At 71.0% G+C, this 13,039-nt stretch carries 9 protein-coding genes and 2 pseudogenes; 7 read left to right on the plus strand and 4 right to left on the minus strand.

Annotation, left to right across the window (positions count from 1 at the left end):
- Window positions 1-127: 127 nt before the first annotated feature.
- Window positions 128-757: pseudogene (locus JHD63_RS05150) on the plus strand (sensor histidine kinase); the annotation flags it as partial.
- Between the two features lie 33 nt (window positions 758-790).
- A complete protein-coding gene (locus JHD63_RS05155; protein ID WP_198969675.1) occupies window positions 791-1,531 on the plus strand; it encodes a LytR/AlgR family response regulator transcription factor in 741 nt (246 codons plus the stop codon).
- A 1-nt stretch (window position 1,532) separates the two neighbouring features.
- Here the strand turns inward: JHD63_RS05155 and JHD63_RS05160 are convergent, their stop codons facing one another.
- The 3 genes from JHD63_RS05160 to polA all read right to left on the minus strand — a co-directional run bounded on the left by JHD63_RS05160 (window position 1,533) and on the right by polA (window position 6,503).
- Window positions 1,533-2,453 carry a ZIP family metal transporter gene (locus tag JHD63_RS05160; RefSeq protein WP_198969676.1) on the minus strand — a complete coding sequence of 307 codons (921 nt, stop codon included), beginning with the start codon at window positions 2,451-2,453 and terminating at the stop codon, window positions 1,533-1,535.
- A gap of 133 nt (window positions 2,454-2,586) precedes the next feature.
- Window positions 2,587-3,483 (minus strand): dienelactone hydrolase family protein, encoded by an 897-nt coding sequence (locus tag JHD63_RS05165; RefSeq protein WP_198969677.1) that lies wholly within the window; start codon window positions 3,481-3,483, stop codon window positions 2,587-2,589.
- Window positions 3,484-3,659: 176 nt separating this feature from the next.
- Complete coding sequence (polA, locus tag JHD63_RS05170; protein WP_198969678.1) at window positions 3,660-6,503, minus strand: DNA polymerase I; 2,844 nt, start codon at window positions 6,501-6,503, stop codon at window positions 3,660-3,662.
- Between the two features lie 47 nt (window positions 6,504-6,550).
- Here polA and JHD63_RS05175 point away from each other — a divergent pair, with 47 nt between their 5' ends.
- Genes JHD63_RS05175 through JHD63_RS05185 form a run of 3 tightly spaced genes read left to right on the plus strand, consistent with a single transcriptional unit; the run spans window position 6,551 to window position 8,808 of the window.
- On the plus strand, window positions 6,551-6,901 hold the full coding sequence (locus JHD63_RS05175) for a hypothetical protein (RefSeq protein ID WP_198969679.1): 351 nt from the start codon (window positions 6,551-6,553) through the stop codon (window positions 6,899-6,901).
- A gap of 55 nt (window positions 6,902-6,956) precedes the next feature.
- Window positions 6,957-7,943 carry a homoserine kinase gene (locus JHD63_RS05180; RefSeq protein ID WP_198969680.1) on the plus strand — a complete coding sequence of 329 codons (987 nt, stop codon included), beginning with the start codon at window positions 6,957-6,959 and terminating at the stop codon, window positions 7,941-7,943.
- Between the two features lie 16 nt (window positions 7,944-7,959).
- Window positions 7,960-8,808, plus strand: coding sequence for a BPSS1780 family membrane protein (locus tag JHD63_RS05185; protein WP_198969681.1), 849 nt, complete (start codon window positions 7,960-7,962; stop codon window positions 8,806-8,808).
- A gap of 68 nt (window positions 8,809-8,876) precedes the next feature.
- Here JHD63_RS05185 and JHD63_RS05190 read toward each other — a convergent pair whose 3' ends face one another.
- Window positions 8,877-11,246: a UvrD-helicase domain-containing protein gene (locus JHD63_RS05190; protein ID WP_198969682.1), complete on the minus strand. Its 2,370-nt coding sequence runs from the start codon at window positions 11,244-11,246 to the stop codon at window positions 8,877-8,879.
- A gap of 39 nt (window positions 11,247-11,285) precedes the next feature.
- Between JHD63_RS05190 and JHD63_RS05195 the strand changes: the two are divergent.
- Window positions 11,286-11,950, plus strand: a pseudogene (locus JHD63_RS05195) (Bug family tripartite tricarboxylate transporter substrate binding protein); the annotation flags it as partial.
- A gap of 158 nt (window positions 11,951-12,108) precedes the next feature.
- Window positions 12,109-12,810 (plus strand): hypothetical protein, encoded by a 702-nt coding sequence (locus JHD63_RS05200; RefSeq protein ID WP_233167660.1) that lies wholly within the window; start codon window positions 12,109-12,111, stop codon window positions 12,808-12,810.
- The last annotated feature ends 229 nt before the right edge of the window (window positions 12,811-13,039 follow it).

Genomic DNA, 13,039 nt, shown 5'->3' on the forward strand with positions numbered 1-13,039 from the left:
CCCCCCCCCCCCCCCCCCCCCCCCCCCCCCCCCCCCCCCCCCCCCCCCCCCCCCCCCCCCCCCCCCCCCCCCCCCCCCCCCCCCCCCCCCCCCCCCCCCCCCCTTTTAGATGTGTATAAGAGACAGGCTGATGGCCGGCCTGGTGCTGCGCGCGCGCGGGCGCGCCCCGGCGGCCGTGGCGGCGCAACTGGCCGAACTGCAGGCGCGCATCCGGCCGCACTTCCTGTTCAACACACTCAACAGCGCCGTCGCCCTGGTACGCGCCGAACCCTCGCGCGCCGAGGCGCTGCTCGAGGACCTGAGCGACCTGTTCCGCCATGCGCTGGTGGAGCGCGGCGAGTCGAGCACCCTGGCCGAGGAGATCGTGCTGGCCCAGCGCTACCTGGCCATCGAACAGGTGCGCTTCGGCAGCCGCCTGCAGGTGGATTGGGCGCTCGATCCGGCCGCGGGCACGGCCCGGGTGCCGCCGCTGCTGCTGCAGCCGCTGGTGGAGAACGCGGTGATCCACGGCGTGGAGGCCAGCGCGCGCGGCGCGCGCCTTCGCATCTCCACCGAGCGCCGCGGCGGCTCGGTGATCCTGAAGATCACCAACGACGTGCCGCCGCAGGCCGAGGGCGCGCCCGCGCCCCGCGCCGGCCATGGCATGGCCCAGGACAACGTGCGCGCGCGGCTGGCGCTGCTGCACGACGTGGAAGGCAGCTTCCGCGCCGAGCGCCGCGGCAACCTCTACCGCGTGCGCATCCGGCTGCCGGCATGAGGCCCCTGTTTTCCCTGCCGATGGAACCCGACCATGCCTCTTGACATTCTTCTGGTGGACGACGAGCCCCTGGCGCGGCAACGGCTGCGCACCCTGCTGGGCGACTGCACCGCGCCCGCGCCGGGGCGGGTGGAGGAAGCCGCCAACGTGCAGCAGGCGCGCGCCCTGCTGCGCAGCCGCGGCTTCGACGTGGTGCTGCTGGACATCCACATGCCGGGCGAGGACGGCCTGGCCCTGGCCGCCACCCTGCGCGGTCTGGACCGGCCGCCCGCGCTGGTCTTCGTCACGGCGCACGCCGAGCATGCGCTGGCGGCCTTCGAGCTGGACGCGGCCGACTACCTCACCAAGCCGGTGCGGCTCGAGCGCCTGCAACAGGCGCTACAAAAAGCAGAGCGCATAACCCATGCACCTTCTGGGCTACAGCCCGATTCAGCGCCGAACACCCTGGTCATCCAGGAGCGGGGCCGCACCGACCGCATACCGATCGAGGAGGTGCTCTACCTCAAGGCCGAGCTGAAGTACGTCACCGTGCGCACCGCCGAGCGCAGCTACATCCTCGACGGTGCGCTGCAGGACCTGGAAGAGCGCTACGCCCCGCGTTTCCTGCGGGTGCACCGCAACGCCCTGGTGGCGCGCCGCGCGCTGCGCTCGCTGGAGCGGCTCGACGACAGCGAGGAAGGCGAAGGCTGGGCCGTGCGGCTGCACGGCGTGAGCGAGCCCATGTTCGTCTCGCGCCGGCAACTGACGGTGGTGCGCGACGCGCTCGGGGCGTGAATCAGCCTGGGGCGGGCGCGCTCACGGCATGCCCGTCATGCCCGCTGGGGCCATGCCCGTGGCCCTCGTGCGCGTGGCCGCCGTGCGCCAGGCCGCTCACCAGCGTGACCAGCACGATGCCGGCCAGCAGCCAGCTCACCTGGATCGCCGTCTGGCGCACGTCCAGGCGCCGCTGCAGCTGCGGGATCAGGTCGGCCAGCGCCACGTAGACGAAGCTGCTGGCGGCCACCACCAGGAAGAACGGCAGCCAGCCGCGCAGCTGCTCCACCAGGAAGTGGCCCGCCAGGCCGCCGAGCACCGTCAGCGCGCCGGCCAGCGACACCTTGAGCAGCGCCGCGCGCCGGTTGTCGCTGCTCTGGCGCACCACCACCAGATCGCCCATGTGGTGCGGCACCTCGTGCGCCAGCACCGCCAGCGCCGCCGCCAGGCCCAGCCGCAGGTCGGCGGCGAAGGCCGAGGCGATCAGGATGCCGTCGCCGAAGCAGTGCACGCCGTCGCCGGTGAGGATGGCCCAGCCGCCGGCGCGCGGCGGCGCATGGGGGTGCGCATGGCCGTGGTGGTGGTGGTCATGGCCGTGATCGTGGCCATGCCCGTGCAGCGCGGTACCGTCCGAACCCTCGGGGCCGGCGCCGTGCTCATGGCCGTGGTGCCACAGCTCGGCCTTGTCCAGCAGGAAGAAGAACACCAGCCCCACCAGCAGCGTCGTGAACAGCGCGTGCGGCGCCACCGTGCTCTCGAAGGCTTCGGGCAGCAGGTGCATGAAGGCCGTGGCCAGCAGCGCGCCAGCGGCCAGGCTCAGCAGATGCTGCGGCCCCACGCCGCCCTCGCGCCCGCCCAGCCCCATGCGCAGCAGCCAGGCCGCCAGCCACACGCTACCGATTCCCGCTGCCAGCGTCGCCAGCACGATTGCTACCAATACCATAGCTAGTACCCCAGATTGGACGCCGGCTGGCGCCACATTTCATTCAGAAAACACGATCACCACGAAAAAAAGCCGCCACGCAGGAAGCGGGGCGGCTCGGCATGCAGCCGGGGCCGGGCGCGGCGGGCAGACGCTATGCCACGCCGTTCGTGCGGAACCACTCCAGCGCGCGCCGCCAGCCCTCCTCGGCCGGCGCCTGGCGGTAGCTGGGACGGTAGTCGGCGTGGAAGGCATGCCCCGCGCCCTGGTAGACCACGAACTGCGAGGCCCGGGCGGCGGCAGTGCCGGACGCCAGGGCCATTTTCATCTTAGCAATCGTGTCAAGGGGAATGCCGGAGTCCTCAGCGCCATACAGGCCCAGCACCGGCGCGCGCAGGCTGGCGCCGACATCCACCGGCTGCTGCGGCGTGAGCGCGGTCTTGTCACCCACCAGCCGGCCATACCAGGCCACGCCGGCCTTGACCGGCCCCTGCGCGGCATAGAGCCAGGCGATGCGCCCGCCCCAGCAGAACCCGGTGATGCCGGCGCGCGACACGTCGCCGCCATTCGCCGCGGCCCAGGCCAGCGCGCCGTCCAGGTCGCCCAGCACCTGCGCATCGGGCACCTTGGAGACGATGTCGGCCATCAGCCTGGGGATGTCGGTGTAGCCCCTGGCATCGCCCTGGCGCGCATACAGCTCGGGCGCGACGGCCAGGTAGCCCCGCCTGGCGAAGCGGCGGCAGACGTCCTCGATGTAGGCATGCACGCCGAAGATCTCCTGCACCACCAGGATCACCGGCAGGCCGGTCTTGCCCGCCGGCGCCGCGTGGTAGGCCGGCACGTCGAAGCCGCCGACGGGATAGCTGGTGCGCCCGGCCGCGAGCCCGTCGAGCGAGGTGACGATCACCGTCTGCGCCGTGATCGGCAGCGCAGCCGCCGCGTAGCCCGCGCCCAACGCCGCCTTGAGCGCGGTGCGGCGCGTGGCGCCGGATCCGGTCGAGGCGCCGGGGCGCAGGGAGTCGAAGTCGGTGCGCAGGTCTTTGGGCAGCATGGCGGCACTCCTGGTGGGGTGAGGAGGGGGCCAGTCTAGGGGGCTGCCGGGGCGGCGGGTAAATCACTGTATCGGCAAGTTGACGAGCGTTGATGCCCGACAAGACCGCACATGAAAATACCGAACGCGCCGCTTGCGCATGCCACTCGCTTTTCAGGGCCGGGACGTGATGCGCCTCAATGCGCCCTGTCCCAATTCGCGCCAAACCCGATCTCCGCCAGCAGCGGCACCTTCAACTGCGCCACGCCGGCCATGATGCGCGGCACCTCGGTGCGCACCCAGTCGGCCTCGGACTCGGGCAGCTCGAACACCAGTTCGTCGTGCACCTGCATGATCATGAGCGTGCCGCGGCCTTCGGCGTCCAGCAGGCGCTGGACCTCGACCATGCTCTTCTTGATCAGGTCGGCGGCCGTGCCCTGCATGGGCGCGTTGATGGCGGCGCGCTCGGCGCCGGCGCGGCGCGGGCCGTTGGGCGAGTTGATCTCGGGCAGGTACAGGCGGCGGCCGAAGACGGTTTCGACGTAGCCCTTTTCCTTGGCGCTGGCGCGGGTCTCGTCCATGTAGGCCTTGACGCCGGGGTAGCGCTGGAAGTAGCGGTCGATGTAGGCGGCCGCGGCCTTGGTCTCGATGCCCAGGTTCTTCGCCAGGCCGAAGCTGCTCATGCCGTAGATCAGGCCGAAGTTGATGACCTTGGCATAGCGGCGCTGCTCGCTGGTGACCTGCTCCAGCGCCACGCCGAAGACCTCGGCGGCGGTGGCGCGGTGCACGTCCAGGCCTTCGCCGAAGGCGCGCAGCAGGCTGGCGTCGTCGCTCAGGTGGGCCATGATGCGCAGCTCGATCTGGCTGTAGTCGGCGCTGGCGATCAGGCGGCCGGGGGGCGCGATGAAGGCTTCGCGCACGCGCCGGCCCTCGGGCGTGCGGATGGGGATGTTCTGCAGGTTCGGGTCGTTGCTGGAGAGGCGGCCGGTGACGGCCACCGCCTGCGCGTAGTGGGTGTGGACGCGGCCGGTGCGCGGCAGCGCCAGCTGCGCGAGCTTGTCGGTGTAGGTGCCCTTCAGTTTGCTGAGCGAGCGGTGCTCCAGCAGCTTGGCCGGCAGGGGGTAGTCTTCGGCGAGTTTCTCCAGCACTTCCTCGTCGGTGCTGCGCGCGCCGGTGGCGGTCTTCTTGACCACGGGCATGCCCAGCTTGTCGAAGAAGATCTCGCCCAGTTGCTTGGGGCTGGCCAGGTTGAACGGCTGGCCGGCGATCTCGAAGGCTTCGGCCTCCAGTTGCAGGATGCGCTGGCCGAGTTCATGGCTTTGCGCGGCCAGCGTGGGCGCGTCGATCAGCACGCCGTTGCGCTCCACACGGTAGAGCGCCTCGCTGCTGGCGATCTCCAGTTCGTAGATCTGGCGCAGCTGCGGCACGGCTTCGAGCTGGGGCCAGAGCACGCGGTGCAGGTCCAGGGTCTGGTCCGAGTCCTCGCAGGAGTATTCGGCCGCCTTGTCGATCGCCACCTGGCTGAACGGGATCTGGTGCGCGCCCTTGCCGCACAGGTCCTCGTACTGGATGCCGCTGCGGCCCAGGTGGCGTTCGGCCAGGCTGGCCAGGCCGTGCGGCTTGTGCACTTCGAGCACGTAGCTCTGCAGCATGGTGTCGTGGGCGTAGCCCCGCACCTCAATGCCGTGGTTGGCGAACACGTGGCGGTCGTACTTCACGTGCTGGCCGAGCTTCTGGCGGCTGCCGTCCTCCAGCCAGGGCTTGAGCCGGGCCAGCACCTCGTCGCGCGGCAGTTGTGCCGGCACGCCGGGGTAGTCGTGCGCCAGCGGAATGTAGGCGGCCGCGCCGGGCGTGACCGAGAGGCTGATGCCGACGATTTCGGCGCGCATCTCGTCGAGCGAGCTGGTCTCGGTGTCGATGGCCACCAGGTCCGCGGCCTGCGCCTTCGCCAGCCAGGCGTCGAAGGCGGGCCAGTCGAGGACCGTCTCGTAGCGGAGGTTGCTGGCCGGGGCCGCGGCGGTGTCGGCCTCGTCGTCGAACAGGCCGGGGCCCGGGTCGGATTTGGCCTTCTTCTTGGCCTGCTCGAGCAGCTCCGGCGGCGCGTCCTGCGCCTCCAGCGACCTGACCAGGCTCTTGAAGCCGTAGCGTTCATAGAAGGCCTTGAGCGCCTCGGTCTGCTGCACGGCGGGGGCCAGGGCGTCGAGCGCGGGCAGGCCGTCCACGTGGCCGGCCAGATCGCAGTCGGTGCAGATGGTCAGCAGCTCGCGGGCCTTGGGCAGCCAGTCGCGGCTGGCGCGCAGGTTCTCGCCGGCCACGCCCTTGATCTCGTCGGCGCGCGCCATCAGCGCTTCGAGCGAGCCGTATTCCATCAGCCACTTGGCGGCGGTCTTGGGGCCGACCTTGGGCACGCCCGGCACGTTGTCCACCGCGTCGCCCACCAGCGCCTGATAGTCCAGCATGAGCGAGGGCGGCACGCCGAACTCGGCCGTGACGCCGGCCACGTCGCGCTTCTTGCCGTTCATGGTGTCGATGATGGTGATGCGCGCATCCACCAGCTGGCTCAGGTCCTTATCGCCGCTGGAGACGATCACCTCCACCGCCTGCCGGGAGGCCGTGGCGGCCAGGGTGCCGATGACGTCGTCGGCCTCGACCTCGGGCACCACCAGCACCGGCCAGCCCAGCAGGCGCACCACTTCGTGGATCGGCGCGATCTGGCTGCGCAAGTCGTCCGGCATGGGGCTGCGGTTGGCCTTGTAGTCCGGGTAGAGCTGGTCGCGGAAGGTCGGCCCGCTGGCGTCGAAGACGCAGGCCACGTAGTCGGCCCGCACCTCGCGCCGCAGCGCCGCCAGCATGTTGACCATGCCGCGGATCGCGCCGGTGGCAGGGCTCCTGGGGTCGCCCGGCACGGCCCGCAGGTCGGGCATGGCGTGGAAGGCACGGTACAGGTAGCTGGAGCCGTCGACCAGCAGCAGGGTCTTGGGCGGGTGCGCGGGTGCGGCGTCGGGGGTGTCGGCCGCTTGCGCGGAAGGGGTTTCGCTCATAGGGGGGATTGTGCATGGCAGCCCGCGCCGAGCCTACAATCCAGCCCATGCGCGCCGCCCTTGACCCCCACCCCTTCGCCCCAGGCTTGCGGCGCCTTGCGGCGCTGGCCGCCGGCCTGTGCAGCCTGGCCGCCCTGGCGCAGGCGCCGGCCGACGTTCCCGCGCCGGCCGACAAGCGGGTGGAGCAGCGCATCGAGCGCATCCGGGTGGAAGACGGCGGCAGCCGCGTCGACGAGGTGCGCTACGGCGGCCAGACGCAGAGCATCACGGTGCAGCCCAAGGCCCAGGTGCCCGAATACCAGATCACCCCGACCGACGGCGCCCGGCGCCGCCCGGCCGCGCGCGATGGCGCCGAATCCGACACCGGCCAGCGCGTCTGGCGGGTGATGGGCTTCTGACCCCGCGCTTCCTTCTCTCCCGCCGGGTCATGCCCGGCCCGCTTTTTTTGATCGCATGGCCGTATTCACCGAAGTCTCCACGGACGAGGCACGCAAGCTTCTGCGCCACCTGCGCCTGGGCGAACTGCTGGAGCTGCGCGGCATCTCCGGCGGCATCGAGAACACCAACTACTTCGCCACCACCTGGCAGGAGGGCTCCGCGGAGGAGCCCGGCCGGCAGGCGGAATTCGTGCTCACGCTGTTCGAGCGTCTCAGCGCCGCACAACTGCCCTTCTACCTGTACCTGATGCAGCACTTGGCCGCGCGCGGCATTCCGGTGCCGGACCCGGCGCCCGACCGCACCGGCAACGTGCTGCACTGCGTGGCCGGCAAGCCGGCCGCGGTGGTCAACCGCCTGCGCGGCAAGAGCGAACTCCACCCCGGCCCGGCGCACTGCCGCGCGGTCGGCGACATGCTGGCGCGCATGCACCTGGCCGGCCGGGACTTCGGCCGCAGCCAGCCCAACCTGCGCGGGCTGCCCTGGTGGAACGAGGTGGTGCCCACGGTGCTGCCGCACCTGGACCCGGACCAGGCGGCGCTGCTGCGCGCCGAGCTGGCGTACCAGAACCACGTCGCCACCCAGCCCGCCTACGCCGCCCTGCCGCGCGGACCGATCCACGCCGACCTGTTCCGCGACAACGTGATGTTCGAGGGCGAGGCGCTCACCGGCCTTTTCGACTTCTACTTCGCCGGCTGGGACAGCTTCCTGTTCGACCTGGCGGTGTGCCTGAACGACTGGTGCATCGACCTGGCCACCGGCGAGCACGACCCCGTGCGCGCGCAGGCCATGCAGGGCGCCTACGAGGCGGTGCGCCCGCTGGAGGCGGCCGAGCGCCGCCTGCTGCCGGCGCTGCTGCGCGCGGCGGCGCTGCGCTTCTGGATCTCGCGCCTGTGGGACTTCCACCTGCCGCGCGAGGCGGCGCTGCTCACGCCGCACGACCCGACCCACTTCGAACGCGTGCTGCGCGGCCGCATCGCGACGCTGCAGCCTGCCATGGCCTGACCCCCACTCCTCTCCCATGCACCTCCATATCGTCCCCGCAAGAACCGGCCTGGAGTGGGCCCGCGCGGGCGTGCGCACCTTCCTGCGCCAGCCGGTGGCCCTGTCGGGCATGTTCTTCCTGTTCATGGCCCTGATGTCGCTGGCCACCGTGGTGCCGCTGGTGGGCTTCGCGCTGGCGCTGGGTCTGCTGCCGACGGCCACGCTGGGCATGATGGCCGCCGCGCGCGAGGCTGCTGCCGGCCGCTTCGCCCGCCCCGCCCTGCTCTTCGTCGGCCTGCGCTCGGGCCGCGAAAAGGCCCGCGCCATGGGCGTGCTGGGGCTGCTCTATGTGCTGGGCTTCCTGCTGATGATGGGCGCCTCGGCGCTGTGCGACGGCGGCACGTTCGCCGGCGCCTACGTCCTGGGCTCGCGGATGGACGCGCAGACCATGGGCGCGCCCGGCGTGCAGGCGGCCATGTGGGTGGCCCTGCTGCTCTACCTGCCGCTGTCCATGCTGTTCTGGCACGCCTCGGCGCTGGTGTTCTGGCACGGGGTGGCGCCGGTCAAGAGCCTGTTCTTCAGCTTTGTCGCCTGCCTGCGCAACATGGGCGCCTTTGCGGTCTACGCGCTGGCCTGGACCGGCATCTTCGTCGTCGGCGGGCTGGCGGCGGGCCTCGTCACCACGCTGCTGGTGGTCAGCGGCATCCTGGGCAGCGGCGAGTCGGCCCTGGCCACGGCGCTGATCACCGGGGTGATGGTGGGCACGGCCCTGGTGATGGCGGCGATGTTCTTCACCTCGCTCTACGCCACCTTCGTCGCCTGCTTCGGCGCACCGCCGGAGGCGGACGACGCCGCCGCGCGGCAGGACCATGATGCTATTAAATAGATAGCATAAAACCTAGGAAAATCCTGGGCTTCAGGCCTTTTTCGCTGAGAATTGCCGTCAGGAGGCACTCAGGTCACCGGCGTGAGCTTGGCGACCGACAGCGCCAGCCACTTGGTGCCGTGCCGCGGGAAGTTGACCTGCGCGCGGGCGTCGGTGCCGCTGCCCTCCAGGGCCAGCACCGTGCCTTCGCCGAACTTGGTGTGGAACACCTGCATGCCCGAGCGCAGGCCGTGCGAGGGCGCGGCCTTCTGCGGCGGGACCGGCGGGCTGGAAAAGCTCGCATCCTTTGAGCCAAAAGCGCCCCAAGCCGCGGTGGGACGCCGGCCACCAGCCATGGAATCAGGAGCAAACCCGGCGTTGCGCGGCGTGATCCACTTGAGCGCGGCCTCCGGCAGTTCCTCGAAGAAGCGGCTCTTGAGGTTGTAGCGCGTCTGCCCGTGCAACAGGCGGGTCTGCGAATAGCTCAGGTAGAGCCGCTTGCGCGCGCGCGTGATGGCCACGTACATCAGCCGGCGCTCTTCCTCCAGGCCGCCGCGGTCGCTCAGGGAGTTCTCGTGCGGGAACAGGCCCTCTTCCATGCCGCCGATGAACACGCAGTCGAATTCCAGCCCCTTGGAGGCATGCACGGTCATCAGTTGCACCGCGTCCTGCCCGGCCTGGGCCTGGTTGTCGCCGGCCTCCAGCGCGGCGTGGGTCAGGAAGGCGGCGAGCGGGCTGAGCGTTTCGCCGGTGTCGGCGTCGGGCGCGAGCGGCTCGTCGAGCACCGGGCGCGAGGGGTCCAGGCCCTGGCTGGCGGGCGACTGGCGCAGCTCGTCGATCGGCAGGGCCACGGCGTCGCGGCCGAAGCCCTCCTGGGTGACGAAGCTCTCGGCGGCGTTGACGAGTTCTTCCAGGTTCTCGATGCGGTCGGCGCCTTCGCGCTCGGCCCGGTAGTGCTCGATCAGGCCGCTGTGCGCCAGCACCGCGTCGATGATCTCGCGCAGCGTGATGCCGCTGGTCTGCTCGCGCAGCACGTCGATCCTGGCGACGAAGGCGCCCAGGTTGGCGCCGGCCTTGCCCGGCACGGCGGACACCGCATCGTGCAGCGAGGTGCCGGCGGCGCGCGCCGCGTCCTGCAACTGCTCGATGCTGCGCGCGCCGATGCCGCGCGGCGGGAAGTTGACCACGCGCAGGAAGCTGGTGTCGTCGTGCGGGTTCTCCAGCAGGCGCAGGTAGGCCAGCGCGTGCTTGATTTCGGCGCGCTCGAAGAAGCGCAGGCCGCCATACACGCGGTAGGGCACGGCGGCGTTGAACAGCGCGGTTTCGATGACCCGGCTCTGCGCGTTGCTGCGGTAGAGGATGGCGATCTCGCGGCGCGCGAAGCCGGGCTCGCCGCCCTGGTCGCGCACCAGCTGGCGGATCTCCTCGACCATCCACTGCGCCTCGGCGAAGTCGCTGGTGGACTCGAACACGCGCACCGGCTCGCCCGGGCCTTGCGTGGTGCGCAGGTTCTTGCCCAGGCGGCTGGTGTTGTGGCTGATCAGCGCGTTGGCCGAATCCAGGATGTTGCTGAAACTGCGGTAGTTCTGCTCCAGCTTGATCTGGTGCTTGACATCGAATTCGCGCACGAAGTCGGCCATGTTGCCGACGTTGGCGCCGCGAAAGGCGTAGATGCTCTGGTCGTCGTCGCCCACCGCCAGCACGCTGCTCCCGGGGCCGGCGAGCTGCTTCAGCCACGCGTACTGCAGCTTGTTGGTGTCCTGGAATTCGTCCACCAGGATGTGGCGGAAGCGCCGCTGGTAGTGCTCGCGGACCGGATCGTTGTCGCGCAACAGCTCGTAGCTGCGCAGCATCAGCTCACCGAAATCGACCACACCCTCGCGCTGGCACTGCTCCTCGTACAACTGATAGAGCTCGACCTTCTTGCGATCGTCCTCGTTGCGCGCCTGCACGTCGCCGGGGCGCAGGCCGTCTTCCTTGGCGCCGGCGATGAACCACTGCGTCTGCTTGGCCGGAAAGCGCTCGTCGTCCACGTTGTACTGCTTCATCAGCCGCTTGATGGCCGAGAGCTGGTCCTGCGTGTCCAGGATCTGGAACGCCTGCGGCAGGTTCGCCAGCTTGTGGTGCGCGCGCAGCAGCCGGTTGCACAGGCCGTGGAAGGTGCCGATCCACATGCCGCGCACGTTCACCGGCAGCATGGCCGACAGCCGCGCGGACATTTCCTTGGCCGCCTTGTTGGTGAAGGTCACGGCCAGGATGCCGCCGGGCGAGACATAGCCGTTCTGCAGCAGCCAGGCGATGCGGGTGGTCAGCACCCGGGTCTTGCCGGAGCCCGCGCCGGCCAGGATCAGCGCATGGCCGGCGGGCAGCGTGACGGCTGCGAGCTGCTCGTCGTTCAGGTTCTGGAGCAAGGGCGCGACGGACGGCGGCGCGCCGGAAAGCAGGTCGTGAGAGAGCATCCCGCCATTGTAGGAACCCGGTCCGGTTCAACGTCCGCGCCGCTGGGCCGCATCCTGGGCGTGCCCATGGTGGTGGACAACAGGCCCGGCGCGGGCGGCTCGATCGGCGCGCAGTTCGTGGCCGGCTCCAGGGCCGACGGCTACACCCTGGTCGTGTCATCGCAAAGCAGCCATCTGGCCAATCTATCAACTTCTGCAGCGCCGGCGCAGGCAGCATGGGCCAGCTCAACGCGGAGATGATGCAGCTCGCCGTCGCCACCAAGGCCGTGCACATCCCCTGCCGTGGCGGCTCGCCGCTCATCACGGCCGTGCTGAGCAACGAAGTGCAGTTCGCGCTCGACAACCTCGTCATCTTCCTGCCGCACATCCAGGCCGGCAAGCTGCGGGCGCTGGCCGTGGCCTCCCCGGCGCGCCTGCCGCAGTTGCCCGACGTGCCCACCTTCGCCGAGCTGGGCCATGCGCCGCTCAACCATCCTTCGTGGACCGGCATTGCCGCGCCGGCCAACACCTCGCCCGCCATCGTCCAGGCCCTGCACGAGGCCATCCGCGCCGCGGCCACCGAGCCGGCCATGATCGACAACCTGAAGAACCGCGGCGTGATCCCGCCCGAGGAAATGGCGCCCGCAGCCTTCGAGAAGATGATGTCGGAGCGCCTGGCGGCCTACGGCGAGGTGGTGCGGCGCGCCAACATCAGGCCCGAATAGGGCCATGCCCGCGTTGCGGGGCCCTTGGCGGGAGAGTCCGGCAGCATGGCCGGCAGCGCGGGCCCGTCACCGGGCATGCCCCGATGGAACCGGCGCAAAGGCATGGGACCGCTGCCAGAATGGGGCCACCCAAGGCTGAACGACTGGAGCGATTCGCCATGCTCTCCCTGCCCTTCCCTGCCCCTTGCGGGGCTCTGGCCCTGGTCGCAGCCTTGCTGGCAAGCCCCTGCGCGCTGGCCCAGACCGCCTGCAGCAGCGACGGCGAGCCCGCCCCGCGCATGCTGCTGGAGCGCTTCCTGAACGCGGACTGCGAAGCCTGCTGGGCCGACGCCGCCACGCCGCGCCCCGACGCCGGCACGCTGGTGCTGGACTGGATCGTGCCGCGCGGCGAAGACGGGCAGGCGCCGCTGGCAGCCGGCGCCACGCGCGACGCCGAACGGCGCCTGGCGGCACTGCGCCGCGCCACGCCCCGAGCCGGCACCGAGGCCGTGCGCACGCCGGTCGCGGGCACGCGCGGCACGGCGCTGCGCGTGGCGCGTGGCCCGGTCGTGGCGGACTATGTGGGCGCCTCCATCGCCTGGACCGCCCCCTTGCCGCGCGGCGGCGCCACGGCCTGGCTGCTGCTGGTGGAGGCGCTGCCGCCGGGCACCGACGGCTCGCCGGTCGCACGCATGCTGGTGCGCAATGCGCTGGTCACCACCTGGGCGCCGCAGCCCGGCGTGCGCCGCTTCAGCGAGTCGCGGCCCATGAACATCCCCGACGGGGCCGACCCCGAGCGCCTGCGCGTGCTCGGCTGGCTGCAGGACGCACAGGGCCGCATCGTGGCGGCGGCGCAGAGCCGCTGCAGGCCGGTTCGATAGCGCTCGCCCAGTTTTTCCCACATAGGGTCTTACACAGGGCCGCAGGCGCGACGGCCGGGGGGCCCTACAATCAACCACCGGGCCCAAGTTTCTTGTCGCCCGGTTTTTTGTGGCCTGCGCATGCAGGCACCGGCAGCGCCTCCCCCGGCTCTGCACACATGGAGCCGGCCCAAGCCAAGCGCCCACGCTGCGCGGAATCCCTCCGCCGGCGATCCTTCCTCAGGAGCTT

This window comes from Xylophilus sp. ASV27 (genome assembly GCF_016428875.1).
Taxonomy (GTDB): Bacteria; Pseudomonadota; Gammaproteobacteria; order Burkholderiales; family Burkholderiaceae_C; genus Xylophilus.